This window comes from Streptomyces sp. NBC_01003, assembly GCF_045162695.1.
Taxonomy (GTDB): domain Bacteria; phylum Actinomycetota; class Actinomycetes; order Streptomycetales; family Streptomycetaceae; genus Streptomyces.
In genome coordinates, this window is sequence record NZ_CP108707.1 from 7,237,563 (window position 1) to 7,255,286 (window position 17,724).

Sequence of the window (17,724 nt, forward strand, 5' to 3'; positions counted from 1 at the left end):
CGTGGCACGCTGGGGACTTGATCGTCCGATGGCTTGACCGCCGTTACTCGCCGGGGTGCGCACCGTGGATCAGTTGGCCCTGCTGTTCGTGCTGTTGCTCGGGGCCGTGCTGAGCGTGCCGCTCGGAGACCGGCTCGGGCTGCCCGCGCCCGTGCTGATGACGCTGCTCGGCATCAGCCTTGCGCTCCTCCCGGTCGTGCCGAACGTCGAGGTCCCGCCCGACCTGATCCTCCCGATCCTGCTGCCGCCCCTGCTCTACGCGGCCGTGAAGCGCACGTCATGGCGCCAGTTCGCCGCGAACAAGAGACCGATCTTCCTGCTCGCCGTGGCCCTGGTCTTCGTCACCACGGCGGCCGTCGCGTTCGTCGCCAACGCCATCGTGCCGGGCCTGCCGATCGCCGCGGCCGTCGTGCTCGGCGCCCTCGTCGCACCGCCCGACCCCGTCGCCGCGACCGCGGTGGCCGGCCAACTCGGCCTGCCCCGCCGCCTGGTGTCGACCCTGGAGGGAGAGGGCCTGTTCAACGACGTGACCGCGATCGTGCTCTACCACGTGGCCATCGCCGCCGTCGTGAGCGGCAGTTTCTCGTGGCCGGAGGCCGTCGTCTCGCTGCTCCTGTCCGCCGTCGTGGCGCTCGTCGTCGGGCTCGTGATCGGCTGGACCGCGAACAAGCTGATGGACTTCCTCGACGACTCCACGCTCCAGATCGGCCTGACCCTCCTGATGCCGTACGCCTCGTACGTGCTGGCCGAGGAGTTGCACGGCTCCGGGGTGCTCGCCGTACTCGTCACGGCGCTCTTCCTCGCCGAGTACGCGTTCGACGCGGACGACGTCATGACCCGGCTGACCGGCCGCGCCTTCTGGGACATCGTCGACACACTCGTCACCGGCGTCGCCTTCGGCCTCATCGGCCTCGAACTGCACAACGCGATCAGGACCGCGTCCGGCCGCTGGGGCGAGATGCTCGGCTGGGCCGGCACCGTCGTGGCGGTCGTCATCTTCGTACGCCTGCTGTGGCTGCTTCCGGCTACCTGGCTGACGCGGCGTCTGCATGCGCGGCGGGATCTCGACGAGGACATCCCCATCTCCTGGCGCGAGACCGTGATCATGTGGTGGGCCGGAATGCGCGGGGTCGCCTCCGTCGCGCTGGCCCTCGCCATCCCGTTCACGATGGACGACAAGTCACCGTTCCCCGACCGCGACGAGATCGTCTTCATCGCGTTCGGCGTCATCATGGGCACCCTCGTGCTCCAGGGGCTGAGCCTGCCCTGGCTGGTGAAGAAGCTGGGGGTCAAGGCGGACGCCGAGAAGGAGAAGGAGTTCGAGCAGCAGCTCGCGCTCCGCGCGGCCAGGGCCGCCAAACGCCGCCTCAAGGAGATCGAGGAGGTCGAGGAGCTGCCCGACGACCTCTCCGACCAGATGGCCCGCAGGGCCTACGACATCGGGCTGCGCATCGACCCCGAACTGGGCAGCGAGGAACGCAAGGAGGCGCAGGCCAAGCGCTTCTCAAGGATCAAGCGCGTGCGCCGCATCCAGAACGAGATGCTCTCCGCGGCCCGCCACGAGGTGCTCGCGGCGCGCAGCGAACCGGGCGCCGACCCCGAGATCGTGGACCGCGTGCTGCGCCACCTCGACGTGCGCAGCCTGCGCTGAGGGGCGCGGCCGCTGACGGTGACGGGCGCGCCCGGATGGCACCATGGGCCCCATGAACATCATGCTTTTCCACTCGACGTACGGCCTGCGTCCCGCCGTCCGTGACGCGGCCGACCGGCTGCGGGCCGCCGGACACGAGGTGTGGACCCCGGACCTCTTCGAGGGCCGCACCTTCGACACCGTCGAGGAGGGCATGGCCTTCAACGAGGAGATCGGCAAGGACGAGCTGCTCAAGCGCGCCATCCTCGCTGCCGCTCCGTACTCCGAGCGCGGGCTCGTCTACGCCGGCTTCTCCCTCGGCGCCTCGATCGCGCAGACCCTGGCCCTCGGTGACGACAAGGCGCGCGGCCTGCTGCTCCTGCACGGCACCTCGGACATCGCCGAGAACGCCTCCGTCGACGAGTTGCCCGTACAGCTGCACGTCGCCGAGCCCGACCCGTTCGAGACGGACGACTGGCTGAGCGCCTGGTACCTCCAGATGGGCCGGACCGGCGCCGACGTGGAGGTCTACCGCTACCCGGGCGCCGGTCACCTCTACACCGACCCCGAACTGCCGGACTACGACGCGGAGGCGGCCGAGGCCACCTGGCGGGTGGCGCTCGGCTTCCTCGATTCGCTCTAGGCGACTAGCCCGCGCGGTACGCCGTCCAGCTGTCCTTCATCCGCTGCACCTGGCCTGCGGTGAACTGGTACATGCAGGAGTCGTAGGTGTAGTCCATGAAGTTGTGGATCGGGTCGACACCCGTCTTGTTGGTGCAGGTGTCGCGCCCGGTCGGGCACTCGAACGCGGCGCTCTTCTCGGCCGGGGTGTCGGAGACGTAGTCACCGTTGCCGTTACAGCCGCCCTGGAACGTGTGGTACAGCCCCATCCAGTGGCCGATCTCGTGGGTTCCGGTGTCGCCCTCGTTGTAGTTGGTGGCCGAGCCGCCGGGCAGCGAGGTGTCGAGGACGACCACGCCGTCGTCGGACGGGTTCGACTTGTACGAGGACGGGAAGGTCGCCCAGCCGAGGAGGTCCTGGCCGAGGTTGGCCGTGTAGAAGTTGAGCGCGCCCGCGCCGCCCTTGCGCAGGGTCGACTTCATGGACTTCTCGGCGGCGGAGCCGGGCGTGATGCCGTTGTACCAGGCCGCGTTGTCCGTGTAGTCGGTGCCGGCCAGCGTGAACGTGAAGCCCGAGTCGTTGTTGCCGGTTCCCTGGCCGCTGTAGGCCGCGTTCAGGACGTCGATCTGCTTGGTGATGTCGGTCGACGTGAGCTTGCCGGTCGTGCCGTCGTGGATGACGTGGACGTAGACCGGGATGGTGGTCGACGCGGCGGCGAGGCCTCTGGAGAGCGTTCCGTCGGCACGCATCTTGTCGAGTCTGCGCTGCATGTCCGCGTCCATGGACTTGGCCTTGGCCGCGCTGACCTCGTTCGGCTCCTGCGCGTGGTCGGCGCCTGTGGGCTTCTTCTCGCGTGCCACGGCGTTGCCGCTGTCGGCGCACTTCTCCGCCGAGGCCGACGCCTTGGCGGTCGCGGCGCTGCCCGACGGGGCGGACAGCGGGGCGATGGCCAGGGTTCCGGCCACCAAGGCGGTGCCGATCAGCCGGCGGCGCATCAGCGGAGATATTCGGGCAAGCGTGGTCATGCGGACTCCTCGCGGACGGGTGGGGGGAGGAACTTCCTCGCCGCCGCGGGGAGATTACGTGGCCATGTCATTCCTTGAAGAGCGAAGTTCTGGCCCAATCAATTACCGTGCTTCCTCCGGCAATTCAGGGCATTGGGAAGAAATTTTCGTGTGGCGTCCGGAGTTTGAGATCCGTACGTAACGGGAGCGGTTACCGCGACGGGTGGTGTGTCCGCATTCGATCCGCGGACAGCACCACCCGCCGTAGCGGTGTGATCTGTTCTTAACGCGCCGATGAGTGGCCGGAATTGGCCCCTCGTCCGCCACCCGAGGTTCGGGTCAGCGCACCGGCGCGTTCACCCGCTCGACCTTCTGCGTGCCGTTGAGGGTGCGGTAGGAGCGGGCCCAGGAGGCCGTCGCGGCCGGATCCTTGCGGTCGGAGACGACGTAGTAGTCCATCTGCGAGCGCTCGGCGGTGACATCGAGGACGCCGTAGCCGTGCGCGTCCATGTCCAGCCACTTCACATGGCGGTTGGCCGCCTTGATGGCGCCCTCCGCCACCGTCGAGATGGTGTTCGGAGCCACGTGCAGGATGTCGTCGAGGTTGTCGGAGGTCACCGAGGTGACGACGAACTCCGTGGCCGCGGACGGGGAGAGCGGATACGTTCCGGCCGTTACCGGCACGTCGTTCGCCCACGCCATGTGGATGTCGCCGGTGAGGAAGACCGTGTTGCGGATCGCCTTGTCCCGCAGGTGCCCGATCAGCTCCTTGCGGTCGTGCGTGTAGCCGTCCCACTGGTCGACGTTGATCGCGAGGCCGCCCGTCGGCAGGCCGAGCAACTCGGCGAGCGGCTCCAGCAGATGGGCCGGCAGCGAGCCGAAGGCGACCGGCGAGATCATCACCGAGGTGCCGACCAGCTTCCACGAGGCGTCGGATGCGGCCAGGCCCGCCTTCAGCCAGTCGAGCTGGGCGCGGCCGGTGATCGAGCGCTCGGGGGAGTCCACGTCGCCGTTGCCGACGGTCGACTGCTGCGAGCGGAACGAGCGGAGGTCGAGCAGGTGCAGATCGGCCAGCTTGCCGAAGCGCAGGCGGCGGTAGACGGTGCCCGCGGTGGACGGGCGCACCGGCATCCACTCGAAGTAGGCCTGCTTGGCGGCCTGCTGGCGCGCCGCCCAGTCGCCCTCGGTGTCCGGCGTGTGGTTCTCGGCCCCGCCCGACCAGGCGTCGTTGGCGAACTCGTGGTCGTCCCAGATGGCGATCAGCGGGTGCGCTGCGTGCACGGCCATCACGTCGGCGTCGGTCTTGTGCAGGCCGTGGCGCACGCGGTAGTCGGCGAGCGTGAGGATCTCGTGCCGCGGCTCGTGCTGTCGTACGACGTACTTGGCCTCGGGGTACTCGCCGCTCTTGTACTCGTAGATGTAGTCGCCGAGATGGAGGACCGCGTCCAGGTCGGTGCGGGCGGCGAGATGGCGGTACGCGGAGAAGTAGCCGGCTTCCCAGTTGGCGCACGAGACCACGCCGAACCGGACGCCCGCGGCCTGCGCGTCGAGCGCGGGCGCCGTGCGCGTACGGCCCACAGGGGACGCGGCGCCCTGGGTGCCCTCTACAGAGAAGCGGAAGTAATAGACGCTCGCCGGGAGCAGGCCCCTTACATCGGCCTTGACGGTGTGGTCGGCGGACGCCCGGGCGGTGGTGGTGCCGTGGGCGACGACCTGCCGGAAGTCCTTGTCCTGGGCGACCTCCCAGCGGACGTCCGTGTCGGGGCCCTTGCCGGAGCCGGGCACGGCGTCGGGGGTGGGCGTCACGCGCGTCCACAGGAGGACGCCGTCGGGCAGCGGGTCGCCCGACGCGACGCCGTGCAGGAAGGCGGGCCCGTCGGCCGCGTGCGCGGCGGGCGCGGTGGCGAGCGGGGCGAGGGCGGCGGCGCCTGCCGTGGCGGCGGCGGCCTTCACGACCGAACGGCGGCGCGGGGCAAGGGCGTTGGCCGTCCCGGCAGCGGTGGCGAGAGGGCTGTCTATGTTGAGTCGACTGGTCACAGGCGATCACATTACTGACCGGTAAGAGCAAAGTGTGGGCGAACTCCGAAGAGTTCGCCCACACTTCGACGGCGCGTCAGCCGGTGAGGCCGCCGGTTCGCGTCAGCCCTTGAGCGCCTTGTCGACCGCGGTGTTGTAGTCGGCGACGGTGCTGGGCGCGGTCTTGCCGTCGGAGCCGGTGATCTGCTTGCCGTCCATCACGAACGACGGGGTGCCCTGGACCCCGTACTTGTTGTCGTCGAAGTTCTTCGACATCTCCAGCGCCCACTTGTCGAAGGTGCCGTCCTTGACGTCCTTCTGGAAGGCCGAGTTGTTCTTCAGCTCCGGGACAGTGTTCGCGATCTTGATGAGGTAGGCGTCGTCCTTGAACTTGTCGTCCGTCTCCTCCGGGTGCCACTTCGTGGAGTACAGCGCCTCCTTGAAGTCCCAGAAGGCGTCCTTGGAGACGTTCAGGGCGGAGCCGAGCGCGCTGAGCGCGTTCTTGGAACCCTCGCCCTGGAGGTTCTTGTCGAGGAAGGTGGCGCCGACGTACTGGATCTTGTACTTGCCGTCGTCGAGGTCCTTCTTCACCGTCGGGCCGACCGTCTGCTCGAAGGCGGCGCAGACCGGGCAGCGCGAGTCCTCGTAGGCGATGAGCGTCTTCTTGGCGGAGTCCTTGCCGAGGGTCACCGTCGTGTTGTTCTTGCCCGTGGTGTTCTTGGGCGCGACCAGCTTGTCGTCCTTCGCGGCTTCCCAGTAGCCGGGCTTGTTGCCCTGCATCACGGCGAAGCCGATGCCGCCGGCTATCGCGAGGACCGCGACGACGGCTCCGGCGACTTTCACCTGCCGCTTCGTCTTCTCCTTCTTGGCCTGCCGCTCGCGCTCGACGCGAAGCCGCTCTCGGGCGGCAGTCTTCGCGGCCTGGCTGTTCCTCTGGCTCATGATCGTTCTCCGTGTGGGTTCTGCGAAGTCATCGGGGGGACTGCTGTGCTGGGACCGGGCCTCAGGCGGCCAGGGCCACGCACGGCGGTCCGCGCCGTCCCACGGAGTGCGCCCACAGCTGCGTACGCGCGGCCCGCACCCGGCGCGCGGGGCGCCGCGGCAGGCGGCGTACGGGCTCCAGGTGGGCCCGCACCGCGGCGAAGGCGACCAGCAGCGGCCGGAAGGTGAACCCGGCGACCGCGCGCAGCAGCTGGGCCAGCGCCTGCTCGCCGCGGCGCAGCCAGGCGGCTGCGAGGAGGCCCACGGCGACATGCGCGCCGAGAAGCAGCCAGGCGGCGGCGGGGTCGGTGTGCGCGAGGAGCGTGGCGGCCTTGTCGGTGTGTCCGCCGGTCATGCGGGCCAGCGGCGCGCCGACGCTGCCGCCGCACAGGACGTCGAGGCCGACCGCGCGCAGCGGCCCGGCGACGGGCCCGCCCGCCGCGCCGTAACAGACGTGCTGGCCCGTGGTGAACACCGTGTCGGCGGCCAGCTCCAGCGGGACGAGCAGGGCCGCGATCCGGCCGAAGCTCCGCTCGCGGCCCGCCAGCGCGTACGCGAGGACGAAGACGGCGAAGGCCGTGGCCGCCATCGTCACCACCGGAAGGGGGACCCGGGACAGCAGGACGTGCGACGCGGCGGAGAGCATCACGACGAGCGCCGTGAAGAGCGCCGCGCGCACGGCTCTGAGCTGGGTCCCGGATATGTCGTCCATCGCGGAGGAGTGTGCCATGCGTTCCTGTAAGGGACCCCTAAAGGGTCGCTGTGCGTTACGGGAGCGTTGTCGGCCCGTGTGGCCTACAGGCCCGGGATCCGGCCGTTGCGGAAGAGGTCCACGAAGATCTGGTGGTCCGCACGCGCGCGTGCGCCGTAGTCGTGCGCGAAGTCGACCAGGAGGCCCGCGAAGCCGTCCTCGTCCGCCGCGATCGCCGCGTCGATGGCCCGCTCCGTGGAGAACGGCACCAGGGACTGCCCGGACAGGTCGTCGGCCGCCGCGTGCATCGTCGCCGTGGCCCGGCCGAGGTCGGCGACGACGGCGGCGATCTCGTCCAGGTCGTCGATGTCCGACCAGTCGAGGTCCACCGCGTACGGCGAGACCTCGGCGACCAGCTGCCCCGAGCCGTCCAGTTCGGTCCAGCCCAGCCACGGGTCCGCGTGCGCCTGCAGGGCGCGCTGCGAGATCACCGTTCGGTGGCCCTCGTGCTCGAAGTAGTCGCGGATCGCCGCGTCGGTGATGTGCCGCGACACGGCCGGCGTCTGCGCCTGCTTGAGATAGATCACGACATCGTTCTCCAGGGCGTCGCTGTTGCCCTCCAGAAGGATGTTGTACGAGGGCAGGCCCGCGGAGCCGATGCCGATGCCGCGCCGCCCCACGACGTCCTTCACGCGGTACGAGTCGGGACGGGTCAGGGACGACTCGGGGAGCGTCTCCAGATACCCGTCGAAGGCCGCGAGGACCTTGTAGCGCGTGGCCGCGTCGAGCTCGATGGAGCCGCCGCCGGGCGCGAAGCGGCGCTCGAAGTCACGGATCTCGGTCATCGAGTCGAGCAGCCCGAAGCGCGTCAGGGAGCGGGCGTCGCGCAGCGCGTCCAGGAGCGGGCCCTCGGCGGTGTCCAGGGTGAAGGGCGGCACCTCGTCGGTCTTCGCGCCCGTCGCCAGCGCGTGGATCCGCTCGCGGTACGCGCCCGCGTACGTGCCCACCAGCTCGGTGATCTGCTCGTCACTGAGTGCCTTGGAGTAGCCGATCAGCGCCACGGAGGCGGCGAAGCGCTTGAGGTCCCAGGTGAAGGGGCCGACGTACGCCTCGTCGAAGTCGTTCACATTGAAGATCAGGCGGCCCGTGGAGTCCATGTACGTGCCGAAGTTCTCCGCGTGCAGATCGCCGTGGATCCACACCCGGCCCGTGCGGTCGTCCAGGTACGGGCCGCCGTGCCGCTCGCGCTCCAGGTCCGCGTAGAACAGGCACGCCGTGCCGCGGTAGAACGCGAAGGCGGACGAGGCCATCTTCCGGAACTTGACCCGGAACGCCGCGGGGTCGGCGGCCAGGAGCTCGCCGAACGCGGTGTCGAAGACGGTGAGGATCTGCTCGCCGCGCTGCTCAGCGGTGGGCTGCGGGACCGACATCGCGGGGTGCCTCCTGGTGCGGGCTGTGCCGTCGGGGGTGACGGTGGATGGTGACCGTGGATCGTGACGTGGGGGACAGCTGTGCTGCCCTGTCCAACGCACGACCGTACCCCTGAGTGCCCGTCGGTTGTCAGCGGCCACCCGTAGACTTCCAAGCTGTCCCCCGAGACTGACCGCTGCCCGTCACCGGTCCGTTTCCGTCCGTTTTCGTTGGAGGCCGAAGTCGTGTCAAAGCCGCCGTTCACGCACCTGCACGTCCACACCCAGTACTCGCTGCTGGACGGTGCCGCGCGGCTCAAGGACATGTTCAACGCCTGCAATGAAATGGGCATGACGCACATCGCCATGTCCGACCACGGCAACCTCCACGGGGCGTACGACTTCTTCCACACGGCGAAGAAGTCCGGGGTCGTCCCGATCATCGGGATCGAGGCGTACGTCGCCCCCGAGTCCCGGCGCAACAAGCGCAAGGTCCAGTGGGGCCAGCCGCACCAGAAGCGGGACGACGTCTCCGGCTCGGGTGGTTACACCCACAAGACGATCTGGGCGGCGAACAGCACGGGCCTGCACAACCTCTTCAAGCTGTCCTCGGACGCGTACGCGGAGGGCTGGCTGACGAAGTGGCCGCGCATGGACAAGGAGACGATCTCCCAGTGGTCGGAGGGGCTCATCGCCTCGACCGGCTGCCCGTCCGGTGAGCTCCAGACGCGCCTTCGCCTCGGCCAGTTCGACGAGGCGGTCAAGGCGGCGGCCGAGTACCAGGACATCTTCGGCAAGGACCGGTACTTCCTGGAGCTGATGGACCACGGCATCGACATCGAGCGCCGGGTCCGCGACGACCTGCTGCGGGTCGGCAAGAAGCTCGGCATCCCGCCCCTGGTGACGAACGACTCGCACTACACGTACGCGCACGAGGCGACCGCGCACGACGCCCTGCTCTGCATCCAGACCGGCAAGAACCTCTCGGACCCGGACCGCTTCCGCTTCGACGGCACGGGCTACTACCTCAAGACGACCGACGAGATGTACGCCATCGACTCCTCGGACGCCTGGCAGGAGGGCTGCGCCAACACGCTCCTGGTCGCCGAGCAGATCGACACCACGGGCATGTTCGAGAAGCGCGACCTGATGCCCAAGTTCGAGATCCCGGACGGCTTCACCGAGGTCACCTGGTTCCAGGAGGAGGTCCGGGTCGGCATGGGCCGCCGCTACCCGGGCGGCGTCCCCGAGGACCGGCAGAAGCAGGCCGAGTACGAGATGGACATCATCATCCAGATGGGGTTCCCCGGGTACTTCCTGGTCGTCGCCGACTTCATCATGTGGGCCAAGAACAACGGGATCGCGGTGGGCCCGGGCCGTGGTTCGGCGGCCGGTTCGATCGTCGCGTACGCCATGGGCATCACCGACCTCGACCCGATCACGCACGGACTGATCTTCGAGCGGTTCCTCAACCCCGAGCGCGTCTCCATGCCCGATGTCGACATCGACTTCGACGAGCGCAGGCGCGTCGAAGTGATCAGGTACGTGACCGAGAAGTACGGCGCCGACAAGGTCGCCATGATCGGCACCTACGGAAAGATCAAGGCCAAGAACGCGATCAAGGACTCCGCGCGCGTCCTCGGCTACCCGTACGCGATGGGCGACCGCCTCACCAAGGCGATGCCCGCCGACGTCCTCGGCAAGGGCATCGACCTGTCGGGCATCACCGACCCCGCCCACCCGCGCTACAGCGAGGCGGGCGAGATCCGGGGGATGTACGAGAACGAGCCGGACGTCAAGAAGGTCATCGACACCGCCAAGGGCGTCGAGGGCCTGGTCCGGCAGATGGGCGTGCACGCCGCCGGCGTCATCATGTCCAGCGAGCCCATCGTCGACCACGCCCCGCTCTGGACGCGGCACACCGACGGCGTCACCATCACGCAGTGGGACTACCCGCAGTGCGAGTCGCTCGGCCTGCTGAAGATGGACTTCCTCGGCCTGCGCAACCTCACGATCATGGACGACGCCGTCAAGATGGTGAAGGCCAACAAGGGCGTCGACCTGGAGATGCTCGCCCTGCCGCTGGACGACCCCAAGACGTACGAGATGCTCTGCCGCGGTGACACGCTCGGCGTGTTCCAGTTCGACGGCGGCCCGATGCGCTCCCTGCTCCGCCAGATGCAGCCCGACAACTTCGAGGACATTTCCGCCGTCTCGGCCCTGTACCGGCCGGGCCCGATGGGAATGAACTCGCACACGAACTACGCGGAGCGCAAGAACGGGCGCCAGGAGATCACCCCGATCCACCCGGAGCTCGAAGAGCCGCTGAAGGAGACCCTGGGTCTCACCTACGGCCTCATCGTGTACCAGGAGCAGGTGCAGAAGGCCGCCCAGATCATCGCCGGCTACTCGCTCGGCGAGGCCGACATCCTGCGCCGCGTGATGGGCAAGAAGAAGCCGGAGGAGCTGGAGAAGAACTTCGTCCTCTTCCAGGCGGGCGCCAAGAAGAAGGGCTTCTCCGACGCGGCGATCCAGGCCCTGTGGGACGTCCTGGTGCCGTTCGCCGGATACGCGTTCAACAAGGCGCACTCCTCCGCGTACGGCCTTGTCACCTACTGGACCGCCTACCTCAAGGCGAACTACCCGGCCGAGTACATGGCCGCGCTGCTCACGTCGGTGAAGGACGACAAGGACAAGTCCGCGGTCTATCTCAACGAATGCCGCCGCATGGGCATCAAGGTCCTCCCGCCGAATGTGAACGAGTCCGAGCACAACTTCGCCGCCCAGGGCGACGACGTGATCCTCTTCGGCCTCTCCGCCGTCCGTAACGTCGGTACGAACGTGGTCGAGTCGATCATCCGCAGCCGCAAGGCGAAGGGGAAGTACGCCTCCTTCCCCGACTACCTCGACAAGGTCGAGGCCGCCGCGTGCAACAAGCGCACCACTGAATCGCTGATCAAGGCAGGCGCGTTCGACACGATGGGGCACACCCGCAAGGGCCTCACCGCACAGTACGAGCCGATGATCGACAACGTCGTACAGGTCAAGCGCAAGGAGGCCGAGGGCCAGTTCGACCTCTTCGGCGGCATGGGCGAGGAGGACAGCAGCGAGCCGGGCTTCGGGCTCGACGTCGAATTCTCCGAGGACGAGTGGGAGAAGACGTATCTCCTCGCCCAGGAGCGCGAGATGCTCGGCCTGTACGTCTCCGACCACCCGCTGTTCGGACTCGAACACGTGCTGTCCGACAAGGCGGACGCGGGCATCGGCCAGCTCACCGGCGGCGACTACTCGGACGGGTCGATCGTCACCATCGGCGGCATCATCTCCGGCCTCCAGCGCAAGATGACCAAGCAGGGCAACGCCTGGGCCATCGCGACCGTCGAGGACCTGGCCGGCTCCATCGAGTGCATGTTCTTCCCGGCGACGTACCAGCTGGTGTCGACCCAACTCGTCGAGGACGCCGTCGTGTTCGTCAAGGGCCGCCTCGACAAGCGCGAGGACGTGCCGCGCCTCGTCGCGATGGAACTCATGGTCCCCGACCTGTCGAACGCCGGGACCAATGCGCCCGTGACGATCACCATCCCCACGGTGAAGGTGACCCCGCCGATGGTCAGCAGGCTCGGCGAGATCCTCAGCCACCACAAGGGCAACAGCGAGGTGCGGATCAAGCTCCAAGGGGCCCGTAAGACAACGGTGCTGCGGCTCGACCGGCACCGCGTGCAGCCCGATCCCGCGCTCTTCGGCGACCTCAAGGTGCTGCTCGGGCCGTCCTGTCTGGCGGGCTGAGGCGGCAGGCTGCGGGGCCTGAGGCGTTGGCGGTTACGTGAGTGAGGGGCGTTCCCGGAAGATTCCGGGAACGTCCCTCACTGTGTGCCCAAAGGGCTACCTGCCTTGCGGAAGGCGTCAGTTGTGGCCGAAGCGGCGCTGGTGCTTACGGGCAACGTCCGCGGGGGTGCCCTGAGCCTGCGACTGCATCTCCGACTGGGCTTCCATACCGGCCGACTTGGCCTGCTCGGACGCCTGCTCGGAGGCGGAAGCGCGGCTGCGCTGGTCGCCCTGCTTGCGGTTCTTGTTCTTGGCCATGGTGACTGCCTCCTGCGGGGGGTCTAGGGGCCAGGGCCGGATTCAGATTCACATATGCTGACGAGGCACGCATTTCAGAGAATTACCGTGCGTAATAAGCGCTGTCAGGGCGTTGTCGGAGCCGCAATCGGGAGTTCTGTGAGCGGGCCGATTCGGGAATTCGTCCGATCCGCCACGCCGAAGATCGAGTTCGGGCCGTTAACCTCCGCGTGGTCGGGCAGACTCGAAGGAAACCCGAAGCGAACCCGCGATCGTCGACACCGTGGGACCTCCGGACGCCGGTAATTCAGCGAAAGAGGGTGGATCGCGTGGACCGTTGCATCGTCCTGGTGGACGCCGGTTACCTGCTGGGGGCCGCCGCGAGTCTCCTCGCGGGGGAGCCGTCCCGGTCCCGGATCGCCGTCGATCACGTCGCCCTCATCCAGGGGCTGCGTGAGCGCGCCGAATCCGACACCGAGCGGCCACTTCTGCGGATCTACTGGTTCGACGGGGCGCCGGACCGGGTGCCCCAGCCCGAGCACCGCCGGCTCCGCGTGATGCCCCGCGTGACTGTGCGGCTCGGCGCGTTGACGCGGAGCGACGGGCGGTGGGCGCAGAAGGGGGTCGACGCGGCGATGCACGCCGAGCTGACCGAACTCGCCCGTAATCGCGCCTGCTCCGACATCGTGCTCGTCACCGGCGACGGCGATCTGCTGCCCGGCATGATGGCCGCGAAGGAGCACGGGGTCGCCGTGCACCTGTGGGCCGTGCAGGCCGCCGACGGCGACTACAACCAGTCCGAGGACCTCGTCGCCGAGGCCGATGAGCGGCGCGTGCTCGACCGGGCCTGGATCACCAAGGCCGTGCGGGCCAAGGAAGTCGGCGGGATCTGTGCGCCGCAGCCCGCTCCGCGGCCGGAGATCGCGGCGATTCTGTCCGCGCCGCTGCCCGAGTCGGCGCTTGCCTCCGCGGCGGGGCGCTCCGCTGATCTGTCCGATGTGGCGGGTGGTGGTGGCGCCTCCGTCTCCGGCGGGGGGCCGGGGGGTGCGGCGGGCGGTGACGGTGCCGATCATGGGGTCGCCGCGCGTGAAGGTGACGGCGGAGGGACCGAGGACGAGCGGGGTGGCGTGGGGAAGGGCGTGCCCACGCCCAAGGACCTCGCGGCCCTGCGGGGGCCAGGTGCCGCTCCTGGGCTCGGCGTGCATCCTCAGGTCCATCCCGCGCAGCACCCCGCCAACGCGACGCTGCGGTGGTCGTCCGACAAGGGGTGGGTCGAGCGGCCCGGGGTCGTGGGGGAGTCCGCGGACGCGGCGTCCCTGCCGACGCTGGCGCAGCTGACCACCGCGGAGCAGCGGTGGGCCGACCGCGAGGAGGACATCACCACCGTCGGGGGCGACCCCTTCGAGGTGGGGCAGGTGTTCGCCCGGCGGTGGATGGAGCGGCTGGGGGACCAGGTGGAGTTGCAGAAGCTGTCCGCCATGTATCCCCGGGTGCCGCATCGCATTGACGGGGAGCTGCTGCGGTATGCCGCGCGGTTCGGGCTCCTTGCCCATAAGGACGATCAGATCGACGAGCACGATCGGTATGCGATTCGGGCCGGGTTCTGGCGCGAGGTCGATGTGCGTAGCGCTGCGGAGCGGGTTGCTGCGGAGTAGGAGGCGGTCCTGCCTGGGGTGGCGCTCGTGCCGGTGCCGGTGCCGGTGCCGGTGCCGGGTGTCGGGTGCGGGCCTTGCTGGGCTGGTGTTCTCGCGCCGGGCCGTGTGGGTGGGTGCGGGGCCGCGCCGGTATGTCCGTCCTCGCTTGGATGGTTCGGCGTCGGATTTCGTAGGCGTCAGTAGTGTGTGCCGGCTCCGGGCGGACATACCGGCCCGGCCCCTTTCGTTCGGTCGCGGGTGCCGCTGTTCTGGGGCGGGGGGTCCCTCGGTGCCTGTACGTGGATGGGTGCGGGGCGCGTCCCGATTTCGGTGGCATGTCCCTACCCGGGCGTCGTCGGGAGGGTGCGACCCCGTACTCTCGTCCTTCGTGAGTACGCGCACGGCACAGGCGGCCCCCAGAGGGCGACGGGGGGATGTGGTGTGCGTCGTGCGGGATCTCGTGCGTACGTATCCCGCCACCCGCGGGCGTCGCGGAGCGCCCGGGAGCGCCGCGATCCGGGCCACCGACGGGGTGTCCCTCGAGATCCGGCGCGGGGAGATCTTCGGGCTGCTCGGGCCGAACGGCGCCGGTAAGTCCACCCTCGTACGGCAGCTGACCGGGCTGATGCGGCCCGACAGCGGGAGCGTCGGGATTCTGGGGCACGACATCGTCCGGTATCCGGAGCGGGCCTCGCGGATTCTTGCCTATCTGGGGCAGGAGTCGAGCGCTCTGGACGAGCTGACCGTGTCGCTCGCCGCCGAGACGACCGGGCGGCTGCGGGGGCTCGATCTGCGTACGGCCCGCGCCGAGCGGGACGCCGTGGTCGAGGAGCTGGGGCTCGGGGCGATCGCGTCGCGGCCCCTGAAGAAGCTTTCCGGCGGGCAGCGGCGGCTTGCCTGCTTTGCTGCTGCCCTTGTCGGGGAGCGGCCGCTGCTTGTGCTGGACGAGCCGACCACGGGGATGGATCCCGTCGCCCGTCGGGCCGTCTGGGCCGCCGTCGACCGGCGGCGGGCCGAGAGCGGCGCCACGGTCGTGCTGGTCACCCATAACGTCATCGAGGCCGAGACCGTGCTCGATCGCGTCGCTGTTCTGGACCGTGGGCGCGTCATCGCCTGCGACACCCCGGCCGGGCTGAAGGAGAAGGTCGCCGGCGAGGTGCGCGTCGAGCTCGTGTGGCGGGAACGGGCGCCGCTCGATGTGCCTGCCGTCGCCGCGCTGCGGGCCTTTGCCGTCGAGTCCGGGCGCCGTTGGTCGCTGCGGCTCGGCCCCGACGAGGCGCGGGCCGCCGTCGCCGCCGTCACCGGCGGCCCCGCGTTCGCCGCCCTTGACGATTTCTCCCTGACCACGCCGAGCCTGGAAGATGTGTATCTGGCGCTCGGCGGCGAGGCCAAGGGGCTGGTGAAGTCTTGAACACGGCGGCCCCCATGGACGTAGTACCCGACGGAACAGTCACGACAGGAGTCGCGCACCGTGAGTGTCGTACCCGCTGAGGTCCTTCAGGGCGGTGCCCGGGCGGGCGCGAGCGGGCCGAGCGCCGAGGCTGACGCCGTCGGCGAGCTCGCCCCGAGGGCCCGGCTCCTGCCGTCCCTCGCGGCCGTGTACCGCGCTCAGCTCTCGCGGGCGCGCGTCGCCAGGATCCCGCTGCTCTTCGTCGCCACCTTCCAGTCCGTCGGCATCATGATCCTGATGCGGGGCGTGGTGGACGGGGGCCGGGAGGCCCAGGCCGTTGTCGCCGGGTCCAGTGTGCTGGTTGTGGCGTTTGTGGCTCTTAATCTGCTCGCGCAGTATTTCGGGCAGTTGCGGGCCGCCGGCGGGCTCGACCATTACGCGACACTGCCCGTGCCGCCCGCCGCCGTGGTGCTGGGCGCCGCCGGTGCGTACGCCTCCTTCACCGTGCCGGGGACCGTGGTGACCGCCGTCGTCGGCTGTGTCATGTTCCAGCTCCCGCTCGCGCACCTGTGGGTGCTCGCCGCCGTCATCCCGCTCGCCGGTGCCGCGCTCTCCGGGCTCGGCGCCGCGCTCGGGCTGCTCGCGCCGCGGCCCGAACTGGCCACGCTGCTCGGTCAGTTGGGCATGTCCGCGGCGCTCCTGCTCGGCGTCCTGCCGGCCGACCGCATGCCGGGGATCATCCAGTACGCGCGCGATCTGCTGCCGTCGACGTACGGCGTCGAGGCCTTCGCCCGCACCTTCGGTGCGCATCCGGACTGGGGCGTCGTGCTCCTCGATCTGGGTGTCTGCGCGGGCGTCGGCGTCGCCTCGCTGGCCCTCGCGACCTGGGCATACCGCCGGGCAGCCGTCCGGTGACGCGCGGTTCGCGGGCGCCTGGCACGATGGCAGGGTGACCGCACCGCTGACGCCACGACCCCAGCAACCCCAGCACGACCCCTGGCAGGCCTCCGGGCCCGCGGGTGCTGTGCCGTCGCACGCTCACGAGCACCAGGAGGACGGGCCAGGGATGAGGACCGAGTTGCGGGAGGCCGCCGTCGTCACGGTCACGCTGGCCGTGTGCGGGCTGCTCCTGGGGGCGCTGTGGATGTGGCTCGCGCCGCACGTGCCGCTCGTCGCGGACGCGCAGGCCGTCTACCTCAAGGACACCGAGGGCGAGCAGGCCGTCGGCGTCGACGGAACGTTCACCCTGCTCGGCGTCGCGTTCGGCGTGGTCAGCGCGGTCGCCGTGTTCCTGTGGCGCAAGCGCGGCGGCGTACCGCTCGTCGTCGCCCTGGCCCTCGGCGGACTCCTCGGCGGGCTTCTCGCCTGGCGGTTCGGGATCTGGCTCGGCCCGACGCAGGACGTGGCGGCCCACGCCAAGGAGGTCGGCAAGGGCGTCACGTTCGACGCGCCGCTCGAACTCAACGCGAAGGGCGCGCTCCTCGCCTGGCCGCTCGCCGCGATGATCGTCCACCTCGGCCTGACCGGCCTGTTCGGGCCCCGCGATCCCGACCCGTACTTCGACACCCACTACCCGCAGGACACCCCTCCGGCTCCCTGAGGGCGGCTCTCAGGCGGGCCTGCGCCCGTGATTGGCCTTGTGCTTCCTGACCCGCCACTTCCGCTTGCGCGTCCTCTTCGACATGTCCTCGGTATTTAGCCGAGGACATGTCGTGCGTCGAGAGGTGGCGGGGATTCCGGGTTGCCGGGGGTCGGCGGCGTCAGATGCGGCCGATGGGGGCCAGGACCGCGGACGTGAGCGTCGCCAGGTCCGTGGGGGCCAGCTCCACCTCCAGGCCGCGGCGGCCCGCCGAGACGCAGATCGTGTCGTGCGCCCGCGCCGAGTCGTCCAGGACCGTACGCAGCTTCTTGCGCTGGCCCAGCGGGGAGATGCCGCCCCGCACATAGCCCGTGGTGCGCTCCGCCGCCGCCGGGTCCGCCATCGCGGCCCGCTTGCCGCCGACCGCCGTGGCCAGGGCCTTCAGGTCGAGCTGGCCGGCCACGGGCACGACGGCGACGGTCAGCTCGCCGTCCACGTCGGCGACGAGCGTCTTGAACACCCGGTCGGGGGAGACACCCATCGCCTCCGCCGCCTCGTCCCCGTACGAGGGATGGGCAGGGTCGTGCTCGTACGCGTGCGTCGTGAAGGGCGTGCCCGCGGCGGTGAGCGCCACGGTCGCGGGAGTACCCCCGGACTGCTGCTTCTTGGACTTCTTCGCCAACGTCCTCATGCCTTACGTCAGTCGG

Annotated in this window: 14 protein-coding genes; 7 read left to right on the forward strand and 7 right to left on the reverse strand. The window is 69.7% G+C overall.

Translation table 11 applies throughout. The features are described 5' to 3' along the window. Nucleotides 1–64: 64 nt before the first annotated feature. The gene (locus OG698_RS32950) at nucleotides 65–1,651 is read left to right on the forward strand and encodes a Na+/H+ antiporter (protein WP_399970038.1); all 1,587 of its coding nucleotides are present in this window, start codon (nucleotides 65–67) and stop codon (nucleotides 1,649–1,651) included. A 52-nt stretch (nucleotides 1,652–1,703) separates the two neighbouring features. Next, nucleotides 1,704–2,273: a dienelactone hydrolase family protein gene (locus OG698_RS32955; protein ID WP_406107335.1), complete on the forward strand. Its 570-nt coding sequence runs from the start codon at nucleotides 1,704–1,706 to the stop codon at nucleotides 2,271–2,273. Nucleotides 2,274–2,277: 4 nt separating this feature from the next. Here OG698_RS32955 and OG698_RS32960 read toward each other — a convergent pair whose 3' ends face one another. From OG698_RS32960 to OG698_RS32980, 5 genes are all read right to left on the reverse strand, one after another. Further along, nucleotides 2,278–3,276, reverse strand: coding sequence for a zinc metalloprotease (locus OG698_RS32960; RefSeq protein WP_406107336.1), 999 nt, complete (start codon nucleotides 3,274–3,276; stop codon nucleotides 2,278–2,280). A gap of 318 nt (nucleotides 3,277–3,594) precedes the next feature. Then, nucleotides 3,595–5,274, reverse strand: a complete 1,680-nt coding sequence (locus tag OG698_RS32965; RefSeq protein ID WP_406111432.1) for an alkaline phosphatase D family protein — start codon at nucleotides 5,272–5,274, stop codon at nucleotides 3,595–3,597. 120 nt (nucleotides 5,275–5,394) lie between these two features. Next, nucleotides 5,395–6,213, reverse strand: a complete 819-nt coding sequence (locus OG698_RS32970; RefSeq protein ID WP_406107337.1) for a thioredoxin domain-containing protein — start codon at nucleotides 6,211–6,213, stop codon at nucleotides 5,395–5,397. Between the two features lie 61 nt (nucleotides 6,214–6,274). Further along, nucleotides 6,275–6,982, reverse strand: a complete 708-nt coding sequence (locus OG698_RS32975) for a hypothetical protein (RefSeq protein ID WP_406107339.1) — start codon at nucleotides 6,980–6,982, stop codon at nucleotides 6,275–6,277. A 65-nt stretch (nucleotides 6,983–7,047) separates the two neighbouring features. Further along, entirely contained in the window at nucleotides 7,048–8,373 is a 1,326-nt protein-coding gene (locus OG698_RS32980; protein WP_399970045.1) for a DUF2252 domain-containing protein, read from the reverse strand. Nucleotides 8,374–8,598: 225 nt separating this feature from the next. On the opposite strand from OG698_RS32980, the gene dnaE reads away from it, so the two are divergent. Then, a complete protein-coding gene (gene dnaE, locus OG698_RS32985; RefSeq protein WP_326776186.1) occupies nucleotides 8,599–12,138 on the forward strand; it encodes a DNA polymerase III subunit alpha in 3,540 nt (1,179 codons plus the stop codon). Between the two features lie 117 nt (nucleotides 12,139–12,255). Here dnaE and OG698_RS32990 read toward each other — a convergent pair whose 3' ends face one another. Further along, nucleotides 12,256–12,435 carry a hypothetical protein gene (locus tag OG698_RS32990; protein WP_116502594.1) on the reverse strand — a complete coding sequence of 60 codons (180 nt, stop codon included), beginning with the start codon at nucleotides 12,433–12,435 and terminating at the stop codon, nucleotides 12,256–12,258. Nucleotides 12,436–12,743: 308 nt separating this feature from the next. Here OG698_RS32990 and OG698_RS32995 point away from each other — a divergent pair, with 308 nt between their 5' ends. The 4 genes from OG698_RS32995 to OG698_RS33010 all read left to right on the forward strand — a co-directional run bounded on the left by OG698_RS32995 (nucleotide 12,744) and on the right by OG698_RS33010 (nucleotide 17,038). Then, nucleotides 12,744–14,069: an NYN domain-containing protein gene (locus OG698_RS32995; RefSeq protein ID WP_406107342.1), complete on the forward strand. Its 1,326-nt coding sequence runs from the start codon at nucleotides 12,744–12,746 to the stop codon at nucleotides 14,067–14,069. A gap of 367 nt (nucleotides 14,070–14,436) precedes the next feature. Further along, complete coding sequence (locus tag OG698_RS33000; RefSeq protein ID WP_384264324.1) at nucleotides 14,437–15,459, forward strand: ABC transporter ATP-binding protein; 1,023 nt, start codon at nucleotides 14,437–14,439, stop codon at nucleotides 15,457–15,459. Between the two features lie 60 nt (nucleotides 15,460–15,519). After that, complete coding sequence (locus OG698_RS33005) at nucleotides 15,520–16,353, forward strand: ABC transporter permease (RefSeq protein ID WP_406107344.1); 834 nt, start codon at nucleotides 15,520–15,522, stop codon at nucleotides 16,351–16,353. 34 nt (nucleotides 16,354–16,387) lie between these two features. Beyond that, nucleotides 16,388–17,038, forward strand: coding sequence for an AAA family ATPase (locus tag OG698_RS33010; protein WP_399970052.1), 651 nt, complete (start codon nucleotides 16,388–16,390; stop codon nucleotides 17,036–17,038). 160 nt (nucleotides 17,039–17,198) lie between these two features. Here the strand turns inward: OG698_RS33010 and ybaK are convergent, their stop codons facing one another. Further along, entirely contained in the window at nucleotides 17,199–17,699 is a 501-nt protein-coding gene (gene ybaK, locus OG698_RS33015; RefSeq protein WP_399970383.1) for a Cys-tRNA(Pro) deacylase, read from the reverse strand. Nucleotides 17,700–17,724 lie beyond the last annotated feature (25 nt).